At 51.8% G+C, this 9,746-nt stretch carries 9 protein-coding genes; all 9 read right to left on the minus strand.

Translation table 11 applies throughout. From position 1 onward, the window contains the following. Positions 1 to 31: 31 nt before the first annotated feature. The 9 genes from HNQ57_RS12285 to HNQ57_RS12325 all read right to left on the minus strand — a co-directional run bounded on the left by HNQ57_RS12285 (position 32) and on the right by HNQ57_RS12325 (position 9,738). On the minus strand, positions 32 to 649 hold the full coding sequence (locus HNQ57_RS12285) for an LON peptidase substrate-binding domain-containing protein (RefSeq protein WP_184463363.1): 618 nt from the start codon (positions 647 to 649) through the stop codon (positions 32 to 34). Further along, positions 642 to 3,194, minus strand: a complete 2,553-nt coding sequence (locus HNQ57_RS12290) for an efflux RND transporter permease subunit (RefSeq protein ID WP_184463365.1) — start codon at positions 3,192 to 3,194, stop codon at positions 642 to 644. Before HNQ57_RS12290 ends, HNQ57_RS12285 begins: the two co-directional genes overlap by 8 nt. 64 nt (positions 3,195 to 3,258) lie before the next feature. Beyond that, positions 3,259 to 3,858 carry a flavin prenyltransferase UbiX gene (locus HNQ57_RS12295; RefSeq protein WP_184463367.1) on the minus strand — a complete coding sequence of 200 codons (600 nt, stop codon included), beginning with the start codon at positions 3,856 to 3,858 and terminating at the stop codon, positions 3,259 to 3,261. Continuing rightward, on the minus strand, positions 3,855 to 5,237 hold the full coding sequence (mpl, locus tag HNQ57_RS12300) for a UDP-N-acetylmuramate:L-alanyl-gamma-D-glutamyl-meso-diaminopimelate ligase (protein ID WP_184463615.1): 1,383 nt from the start codon (positions 5,235 to 5,237) through the stop codon (positions 3,855 to 3,857). The genes HNQ57_RS12295 and mpl overlap by 4 nt, the downstream gene beginning before the upstream one ends. 100 nt (positions 5,238 to 5,337) lie before the next feature. Then, a complete protein-coding gene (locus tag HNQ57_RS12305; RefSeq protein WP_184463369.1) occupies positions 5,338 to 6,591 on the minus strand; it encodes an alginate export family protein in 1,254 nt (417 codons plus the stop codon). Positions 6,592 to 6,926: 335 nt separating this feature from the next. Further along, positions 6,927 to 7,967, minus strand: coding sequence for a TonB family protein (locus HNQ57_RS12310; protein WP_184463371.1), 1,041 nt, complete (start codon positions 7,965 to 7,967; stop codon positions 6,927 to 6,929). Continuing rightward, entirely contained in the window at positions 7,964 to 8,482 is a 519-nt protein-coding gene (locus HNQ57_RS12315) for an ExbD/TolR family protein (protein ID WP_184463373.1), read from the minus strand. The genes HNQ57_RS12310 and HNQ57_RS12315 overlap by 4 nt, the downstream gene beginning before the upstream one ends. Continuing rightward, positions 8,479 to 9,084 carry an ExbD/TolR family protein gene (locus HNQ57_RS12320; RefSeq protein ID WP_184463375.1) on the minus strand — a complete coding sequence of 202 codons (606 nt, stop codon included), beginning with the start codon at positions 9,082 to 9,084 and terminating at the stop codon, positions 8,479 to 8,481. The genes HNQ57_RS12315 and HNQ57_RS12320 overlap by 4 nt, the downstream gene beginning before the upstream one ends. Before the next feature lie 9 nt (positions 9,085 to 9,093). Further along, positions 9,094 to 9,738, minus strand: a complete 645-nt coding sequence (locus tag HNQ57_RS12325; protein ID WP_184463377.1) for a MotA/TolQ/ExbB proton channel family protein — start codon at positions 9,736 to 9,738, stop codon at positions 9,094 to 9,096. Positions 9,739 to 9,746 lie beyond the last annotated feature (8 nt).

Below are 9,746 nucleotides of genomic sequence, written 5' to 3' on the forward strand. Positions count from 1 at the left end.
AATATGTACAGAGTGACGTCAGCTAGCTTAACTAGCTCGATAGCGCATCCAAAATATCGTGAAGGGCATCTAAACGCGCCAAGGGCGCGTCGATACCAAGAATTTGGTAGGCGTCGGCGGCGGGCAATGGTAATAATTGCGCCAGACTATTGGCTAAGGCACCCGCGGTCTCCACATTCAGCTGCATTCCTAAACGCTGAACATGGGGGTGCTCGCCCAACTGCCGCAACAAATCATGCAACTCGGTACTGCGCGGCGGCAATACAACATCTTCCTGCTCGGTGAGCCAGCTGACTTCGCCTATATACAAACCGGTGTCGTCCTGACGAGCCGACGCCAACTGAAACCGGCGACGACCTTCAACCACAACCCCCAACAAGCCATCCGGCAGCTGATCCCAATCGGCAATATGCGCTTCAGTGCCAATTTGAGCCAAGGTCGCTTGTCGCTCTCCCGATTTAAGGAGCTCGGCGCCACCCTCGGCCAACCAAACAATACCAAAGCTCTGCTGATTGCGCATAGTATCGCGAATCAAGTCTAGGTAACGACGCTCAAAAATCCGCAAGCCCATGCGACCACCGGGCAGCAGCACCGTGCTTAAGGGAAATAGCGGTAGCTCTGCTACCGCGCTCGAACCTAAGTCAGACATTCTTCTCCGCAGCCTTTTCTAAGGCTATTTCAGGACCTAAAGGCTTAACCACCAACAGCAACTTTGGCAACAACAACATGGCGCCCAGCAAGGCCGCCAGCATCGCCAAGCCGGTTAACAAGCCAAAATAAATACTTGGCGTAAAGTTAGACAAGGCCAGAATGGAGAAGCCAAAAATAATAATACTGGAGGTGTAATACATTGCCTTACCAATACTGGCGTGACAGCGGTACATGGTCGCCAAGTAATTGCGGTCCGTCGGAAATTCCTGTTTAAAGCGATGTACGTAGTGAATGGTGTTATCCACACCAATACCCACGGTGATCGCTGCAATGGTGATCGTCATCATGTCCAGCGGGATACCCGCCAAACCCATGCCGCCCAATACTGCACCGGCCGCCAATAAGTTGGGCGCCAGGGCAATAAGCGCCAGGCTCAATGAGCGAAACAAAACCATAAACATGGCCAGTATGGCTACAAATACCGCGCTCAAGGTCATAATCTGCGAGGTAAACAGGCTTTGCAGCATATTATTGTATAAAACTAACATGCCGGTTAAGTGCACTTGCTCCGGCGCAAAGCCCAACTCATTCACCAAATGATCTTCAATATCAATCAATAGCTGATTGCGATTCAGGGTGCGACTAGTTTCTTTAACCCGCACGCTGATTCGGACTTGATCGACTTCTGCCGACATATAGGGATCAATCAAAATGGACGATATCGACTCCGGCAATGAGCGCTGAGCCAGTGCCAATTGCAGGTCGTCGACATTACCCATAATAATCTGCATCAATTCATAAAAGGTCGACAGCGACAGGACCTTGCCGGTCTCTGGCAAACCATCCACATAATCGTGTACCGATTGAATTCGCTGCAAGCCGGCAACTGTGAACCATTCGCTCTGAGCAGCACCTGCATCACCAAAATCGCCGCCGAAATCATCGGCAAAGTCATTGGCGAAATCGTTACTGAAATCGTCAAAATCATCGCCGCCGCTATTTACAGCCTTCTCGGCGACTGGGTCTTTCTTGGGTAGGTCCAAGATAATATCGAGAGGAATAGTGCCCCCCAGCTCAGCGTCAATCGTCTCCATACCCTGATAAATTTCAGTGGTATCGTGGAAGTAGTCAATAAAGCGGTTTTCGACTTTGAGCTGAGTAATACCCCACACACTAAGCAGCAAAAGCCCTGTAGACACTACAACCACAGTGCGTCCAAAGCGCTCGGTAGCCACGGCAAAATACCGCGTAAATGCGGCGCTATCATCCGAGCTGCCCTTTTCGTTGCGGCGCTTCATCAGCATCATTGCGCAGGGCATAACAATAAAGGTCAACACCAGTGCCGACACGACACCAATGGTCATCATCCAGCCAAAATCAATAACCGGGCGAATGCCGCTAACCACCAAGGAGGCAAACGCCACCAAGGTCGTTAACGTGGTGTACAAACACGGCATGGCCATAATCGCGGTGGTTTGCGAGACCAAGCTAAATTGATCCGCGTCTGGCTGAGCAGCAGAATACTCTCGGTAACGCACCACAAGGTGGATGGTGACCGACAAGGTAATAATCAGCAGCAAAGCCACAAAATTCGCGGAGATAACAGTGAGCCGCCAATCGAGAAAACTCAACAGACCGAGCATAAAGACCACATTCAACACGCAGGTCGACAGGGGGATTAGCACCCAGCGCAGACTACGGAAAATCACCGTCAACAACACCACAATAAACAGCAGTATGCCAGCGCCAAACACCCGCAAATCGCTTTTAACAAAGGCGATCATATCCACCGCGATCATCGGGACACCGCCGAGAAACACCGTGGCATCGCCGCGATAATCCTTAACAATATCCCGCGCCAAGGCAACTAACTTAGCCTGCCGCTCGTGGGCCTCGGCAGTGTAATCTGCAAAGGTTTTTTCTAAGTCGTCCAACGTCGCCTGTTCGTCAGCGCTAATGGTTTCCGCAGCAGCCTTGGCGCGCAGAGCGTCGCGCTGATTTAGCAGTTCATAATAACGCTCGTCGCGCTGAATATTGACCTGAATTGCGGTGGTGCTGCCGTCGGTACTGGTCAGTAAAGATTTGTAGATCGGGCTGGTCGCAAGCTCTTCGCGGACCATCTCCATATCAATACCCGGCGTACGCAGGGTCGGAATCTCTCCCGCCGTGACCTGACTCAGCGACACCCGTGGACTCTCAAGTAAAGGCACATCCAGTATCGAGGTTACGTTAGAAACATTCGGCAATCCTGCCAAGCGGTCACGCAGTTCGCCAAGCGTCTGCAACTGCTCTGGGGCAAACAAATCGGCTTGCGGTTGATACGTCACCAACAGGAAGTCTTCGGAGCCATAGCGTTTACTGATATCGCGGTAATAGGCCAGCGACTCGTCGCCCTCTAGTACCAATGCATCGGCGGAAGCGTCGAGCTGCAAGGTGGGAATATAGCTTCCCAACCAGCCGACCAAGGCGAGTAATATCGCCAAAACCCAAAATGCATTACGCAGTATTACGCGTTGGTAAATCGACAGCAGCATTCCACTCATATTTAACCCTTAAGCTTGGTTGGTCGCCTCGCGGGCGCGTCCGATTTTTTTAAAACCTTATTCTTTATTCGCCCCAGCGCGGCACCAAATCCTGCGCCACGCCAAGGTGATCCAAAATTCTCGCCACCACAAAATCAATCACATCAGCCACGCTTTGGGGCTTGCGATAAAACCCCGGCGACGCGGGCATCACCGTCGCACCCATTTGCGTCAGACTGAGCATATGCTGCAGGTGGATCGCCGATAAGGGCATTTCTCTGGGCACCAAAATCAATTGGCGGCGCTCTTTGAGCGCAACATCGGCGGCGCGTTCAATTAAATTATTGCTGGCACCGCAGGCAATGGCAGACAGCGTACCGGTACTGGCCGGACACACCACCATGGCGCTCGGCGCACCACTGCCAGAAGCTACTGGCGCCATCCAATCTTCAGGACCATGCACCTTAAGTTGTTCCGACGTACATTGAAAGCGCTCGCACAAATAGCGCGACAAGGCCGCAGGTTTAGCCGGCAGGGTCTCCTCGGTTTCAGTCGCCACAACTAACAGCGCCGCCTTGGAAATCATAAAATGCACTTCGCAGCCCGCTGCCAACAGGCACTCCAGCAGTCGCAAACCGTATTGCGCACCAGAGGCGCCAGTCATCGCCAGCGTGACCGCTTTCATTGTGACGACTCCCAGCGCTTGCGCAGCGCCTTAATCAAGCGCTGATGCACGCCACCAAAGCCGCCATTACTCATAATCACCACGTGATCTCCTGCCGTTAAGCTGGCACTCAGCTCGGCAATGGTTTGATCAAGATCCACACTCAACCGCGCCGGTGTTGCGCTGCCTGCAATCACCGAATCCAAGGACCAATTTAAGCCCGGCGGCTGATACCAAATCACTTCGTCCGCGTACGCTGCTGCGGGCGCCAAGCGGTCTTTATAGATACCCATACGCATAGTATTGGAGCGCGGTTCTATCAAGGCAATAATTCTTCCCTCTGCCACGCGTCCCCGCAAACCCTGTAGCGTTGTCGCAATCGCCGTGGGGTGGTGAGCAAAATCATCGTACACTGAAATTCCCGCCACCGTGGCAAGCAATTCCATACGCCGCTTAACACCCTGAAACTGGCATAAAGCGTCAATACCATCCTTGGGCTGAACACCAATGTGGTGCGCCGCCGCCAAGGTCACCAAGGCATTATTGACATTGTGGGCGCCGGTGTGTGACCAAATTACACGGCCCTGCACTACACCTTTATAAAGAACGTCGAACTGAGAAAAGTCACTGCTCAGCACCTTGGCCTGCCAGTCTGCCGCCTGCCCCTTCTCACTACTAACCCGCTCCACTTCACTCCAGCACCCCATATCCAGCACGTCATCCAAAGCGCTCTCACCGGCCGGAATAACAATACGACCAATGGCGGGCACGGTACGAACCAAATGATGGAACTGGCGCTGAATTGCCGCCAAGTCAGGGAAAATGTCGGCGTGATCAAATTCTAAATTATTCAAAATAGCGGTGTAGGGTCGGTAATGGACGAATTTTGAGCGCTTATCAAAAAAGGCACTATCGTATTCATCGGCTTCAATAACGAAGAAGTCAGTCTGACCAAGGCGCGCCGACAAACCAAAATCGGCGGGAACACCACCAATTAAGAAACCCGGCTGAAAGCCGCAATCTTCCAACAGCCAGGCCAACATACTGCTGGTGGTGGTTTTACCGTGGGTACCGGCGCAAGCCAGCACCCAGCGACTTTGCAACACATTGTCACTCAGCCACTGAGGGCCGGAGGTGTAGGGAATACCGCGATTTAACACGTGCTCGACCGCGGGGTTGCCCCGTGACATGGCGTTGCCAATAATCACCAAGTCTGGCTCAGGCGTTAGATGTGCCGCCTCATAGCCTTCCATCAAGGTAATACCTTGAGATTCCAGCTGGGTGCTCATGGGCGGGTAAACATTGGTATCGGAGCCGGTCACCGTGTGGCCAAGCTCGCGGGCGAGAATGGCTAAGCCACCCATAAAGGTGCCGCAAATTCCCAAAATATGAAGGTGCATAGATAAAAACGCCACACAGAAAAGTCTGTGTGGCATGGTATCACTGCTATCGCGCCAGCTCTACGCCAGCGCACCGCATTGCGCGATTAGACTTTCGTGTTTAGAAGTTAGCGCTCATGGTCAGCCATACTTTCTCTGTGTCCTTTAAGCTCAGGCCGCCGCCATTAAAGGCCGTGCTGTCTCCGGCGCTATAACTAGCATAGCGTAGCTCCGCAGAGTATGGCCCCCAACTTTTGGTAACCATAGCGCCAAGCTCAGAACCTAGGTCACTATCACCGGCGGCATTATTCTGCTCAGACTCAAAGCTGTGGTAGGCCAATAGCCATTTCACACCCAGTGCGGCGCCACCAACGGTAAAGTAGGTGTCGTTTATGCCCTCACTGATATTACCCAAGCCTTTATTGAGGAACATATCCGTCCAGCCTTGGAATTTAAACAAGGTCGCCAGCGGCGTAATAAAGAAGCCATCTTTGTCAGCGCCAAGCGCTTCATAGCCAAGACCTAAGGTCAGCGGCGCAAGCTTATAGCTGGCTTCAACCAGCATATAGTCTGAGCTGTAGTCGGCAGGGTTTTTACCCGCGCTCTCTTGGCTCGCGTACTCTACATTATAGGCAAGATCACCCGCCACACCCTGCCAGCGAACACCGTAGGTATCGGTATCCATACGTTTAAAGCCGGCAAAATTATCATCGGTCTCAAGCAAATAGGCATAGCCGGTCACCGTACCGGCAGGCAGGGTGTAGCTGGCGTTCAATAGATGAGAATCCATTTCGGTGTCGCCCACCACACTGGCTTCGCCAAATATCCGGTTTACATTGGCAATATGTGCGTAATTAAGTTTCAGGTTTTCGACGCTGCTATTCGCCGCAGTAAACGCGTCGTAGGTCTGCTCGTTTTGACGCCAGCCAACGTGTCCAACAAAACGGTGATTATCATAGGTCAGGCGCTGACGACCGTATTTAAATTCGCTATTCCAATTACTATAGCTAATATAGGCTTGGTTCACTTCACTACCTACCGGATCGGCTATCAGCGATTCAGAAACTTGCCCATTCACGCTGTCGTTGGAATCACCAGCAAAATTGCTCACGTCGTCAAACTCAACAAAGCCACTAAAGCCCTTAAAACCCTCGGTTTTATAATTTACGCGGGTTTTTAGGGTTAGCGCGTCGCCTGTTTTATTGCCACCGGCCGCCACGTCCTCCGCAACCGACTCGTAACGCAGACGCAAATTCAAATGGGCCTCGCCCTGACTAAGCGCTTCGGTAATTGATTCTGCCGCAAACGTTGTTTGCGCTGCTGCAGCCAATAAGCCGAGGGAAACAGCCGAGGTTAATGATTTCTTTTTCAGCATAATGTGTCTCATTAAGATAAATGTTTGTTAGGCAGATGCACACCGCAAACAATACTTGTCTCAATAAATTTGCGATGCCTAAGATTTAGCAAACAACGCGCCACAACCAGACATGAGACGAACTTAATTTAAAAATACTTATAAATCATGTTATTACCAAAATATCTACTATGCCAAAAATACGAAAAAATTAAATTTTATATATTACTGCACCAATAAATGTCACGTAGAAATTCTGTGCTATTTTTGTGCGGCACCATAAAGAAGCAAATCGACACAGCGGATGCTGGGCACACAAACCCATCGCGATAGACAGCAAACCGTGGCCGCCCCTTTTAGGGCATATAACTAATAGGGTAATTAGAGTAGGTAAAAGCCGGAACCGCCTTCGCCTCAAATTTCAGCATACTCACGCGCTGCAAAAGCTTTTCTTTTAAATCAGGATTAAAAAAGCTAGATGACACTATTTTACAATCACTCACCGAACCATCCGGCTGTATGGTAAGGCTAACGACCACCGTGCCAGCTTGAATGCTAGTGTCTTTGCGAGCGGCCCTATTAAAGATGGTATAAAAAGCCGTTTTACTGCGATCAAACGCTAATTGAATCTCCTCCAAGCTCCGCGATGGCTTCACATTACCAAGCTCACCACCGTGACTATTGGTAGCCGTCGACCGCGACGGAATCGCAGCCAGCTGCTCGGTACTGTGTTGCCCCACGCCAGCACTACCCTGCTGGCCGCTAACGCTACGCTGACCAATATCACCATGACCAGCACTGCTTTTACTTGCCGAAAGTTGGTTGACGCTAACGTCGACGGATTCCTTACTCACTGCGCCCCGGTGGCGCAGGTTTTGCTCGGCGACAAGCACCTTATCGCTGGTGTCGCGCAGCTGCGCTAACTGCTCACTAAAGGCCATAACGCCAGCCTGCGCGGCTGCGGCCTTTGCCGCCGCCTGCCGCCGCGTCGCTGCGGCCGCAGCATCCTGCTCGCGCTGTTTCACATTCACCGTCTTGTTTACTTGCGCCACCACAGGCGCTGGCGCAAGTGGTTCTGGTTTTAATGTTTGGACGATGGTAGTCGGCTTTGGCTGCGGCTTAGCAACTGCCGGCTTTGCTAATGGCTTTGGCGTGGGTACCGGCAGCAGCTCTAAAGCATAATTAACCGTCGGTTTTACCGCCGCGAACTCAGGGGTTTCAACGACCCAATAAGATAAGACAAGTAAAACCACCAGCAGCAGGCTAATAACATGACTGAGAATTCGCTTAAAATGCCGATCTGCGGCAAACATAATTCCCCAGTAATCGGTACCCAAGACGGAATGCCCGCTAGCGACTTGGCTCGATATACGTGGACCAGACATCACGCTGTTCATGCCCCGCCTCCCTGAGTAATTTCCCGTACGGCAAGCGATACACGGTCAAAATTCGCATCGACACAGGTCGCTAAAACCTTTTTAAGCAGCCGATACGGCGTATCTCGGTCGGCAACAATATTCACGTCTCCGCTGCGCGACTGCGCTGCACCTAATTCCGTCGTGCCAGCAACACCCTCTGCCCCCGTCAGTGGTCGCAGCGCTGCCGCTAGCAAGCCAAGTACGCGCTGCTCCGACTGGAGCGCCGCCTCAACACTCATTATTGGCTGCTCATCGAGCAAAATATCCGTAGCGCTCACCGCAACGGTGACCGTGCGCTGGGGCTTCTCAGTGGCAATCGAGCTGGGCAATGTTAAATTCTGATACTCGGGAATAACCTCAACCACCAAGGCATTAACCAATAAGTAAAAAACTAAAATGGCGAAGATATCAATTAGCGAAACCACATTAATTGCAACATCACGGCTACCAAGTTTAATTTTTCGACTTAGCTTTCGCTCCTGACGGCGGCTCATGGCAACACTCCCGACTCCGCACTGGCACTGGCACTGGCACTGGCACTGCCTGGCGCAGCATCCCCCATTGAAATCACGGGAAACAAGGCGGTGCTGCCATCAACCCCGAATGTGCCTACTGGGTACTCCCTACTGCTATCCATCACCGCCACAATGTCGGCGTAGGCAATGTCTTCTGCAATAAACAGGGTTAATGTTGTTTCACTCGGATGTGTGCTTTTAATGTCAATTAGCGCCTGCGCTAGGCCTGCGGTGTCGTAGCCCGAATCACGCTTGGGCAATTTTTTTTCCACACCATCGCTATTCGTAATTTCCAAATAATTTTCAAACAAACTTACCGCTAAATCGAGGGTCGGCGTTTCGCTCACCACAGGCGACGGCGACACCGACGGCAAACTCAATTTCAGCGCGTGTAGCTTACTGGCAGAAATCGATGAGCCAACCAAGAGAAAAAATACCAGCACCGCAAACACGTCAATCATCGACACAATATTCAGCTCGCCATCGGGTCGCTGACGCAGGCGCCGTTTTAGGCGGCGCAAGCGCCGTGAGCTGCGCGGCCCCTCCTCAAATTCTGGCTCAATACCAAACATGGCGCTCATTGTTATCCCTCAGTGCTGCAGTGATTTACTGCGACTAATCGCGGTGACAAATCGCGAGCAAGCAGACTCTAAGGTGTCGACTAACTCCCCTGCCTGACTTTGCAAATAGGCGTGGGCAAATAACGAGGGAATCGCCACCATCAAACCAAATGCGGTGCAGCTCATCGCCTCAGAAATACCCGCCGACAGCAAATTGGCTTTTTCCACGGGGTCGGCATTGCCCAGCGCACCAAAGGCGCCAATCAAACCCAGCACCGTGCCGAGTAGCCCCAGCAAGGTTGCTGCATTTGAAAACGTCGCAAGATAATGAGTACGGCGCTCAATGGCGGGCAACAACGCCATCAAACCGTCTTCAGTGGCGATCTCTACATCGCTGCGGCGACTATCAATGCGAGCTTGCTCTAAACCACAATTCAAAATATGCGCCACTGCCAGCGTTGAATTACCAATCAAACTCTCAGCCTCGCCAAGCTTACCGGCACTTAACATGGGCCACACTTTTGCCCAAAACCGCCGATTATCCCTGAGGGATTTGTTCAAAAAAATAAAGCGCTCGATACTGATGGCAACAGCAAAGGCAAGCACCAAGGCTATTGGGTACATGAAATGACCGCCATTGTTAAAAAACGCAACGAACGTCGATAGGGCTTCCATAATTATTC

Source organism: Zhongshania antarctica, assembly GCF_014202945.1.
GTDB classification, from domain to species: domain Bacteria; phylum Pseudomonadota; class Gammaproteobacteria; order Pseudomonadales; family Spongiibacteraceae; genus Spongiibacter; species Spongiibacter antarcticus.

Excerpts from the sequence above, each read along its gene's own strand:
- HNQ57_RS12285 (WP_184463363.1), bottom strand. The coding sequence starts at position 649 with ATGTCTGACTTAGGTTCGAGCGCGGTAGCAGAGCTACCGCTATTTCCC.
- HNQ57_RS12290 (WP_184463365.1), bottom strand. The coding sequence starts at position 3,194 with ATGAGTGGAATGCTGCTGTCGATTTACCAACGCGTAATACTGCGTAAT.
- HNQ57_RS12295 (WP_184463367.1), bottom strand. The coding sequence starts at position 3,858 with ATGAAAGCGGTCACGCTGGCGATGACTGGCGCCTCTGGTGCGCAATAC.
- mpl (WP_184463615.1), bottom strand. The coding sequence starts at position 5,237 with ATGCACCTTCATATTTTGGGAATTTGCGGCACCTTTATGGGTGGCTTA.
- HNQ57_RS12305 (WP_184463369.1), bottom strand. The coding sequence starts at position 6,591 with ATGCTGAAAAAGAAATCATTAACCTCGGCTGTTTCCCTCGGCTTATTG.
- HNQ57_RS12310 (WP_184463371.1), bottom strand. The coding sequence starts at position 7,967 with ATGAACAGCGTGATGTCTGGTCCACGTATATCGAGCCAAGTCGCTAGC.
- HNQ57_RS12315 (WP_184463373.1), bottom strand. The coding sequence starts at position 8,482 with ATGAGCCGCCGTCAGGAGCGAAAGCTAAGTCGAAAAATTAAACTTGGT.
- HNQ57_RS12320 (WP_184463375.1), bottom strand. The coding sequence starts at position 9,084 with ATGAGCGCCATGTTTGGTATTGAGCCAGAATTTGAGGAGGGGCCGCGC.
- HNQ57_RS12325 (WP_184463377.1), bottom strand. The coding sequence starts at position 9,738 with ATGGAAGCCCTATCGACGTTCGTTGCGTTTTTTAACAATGGCGGTCAT.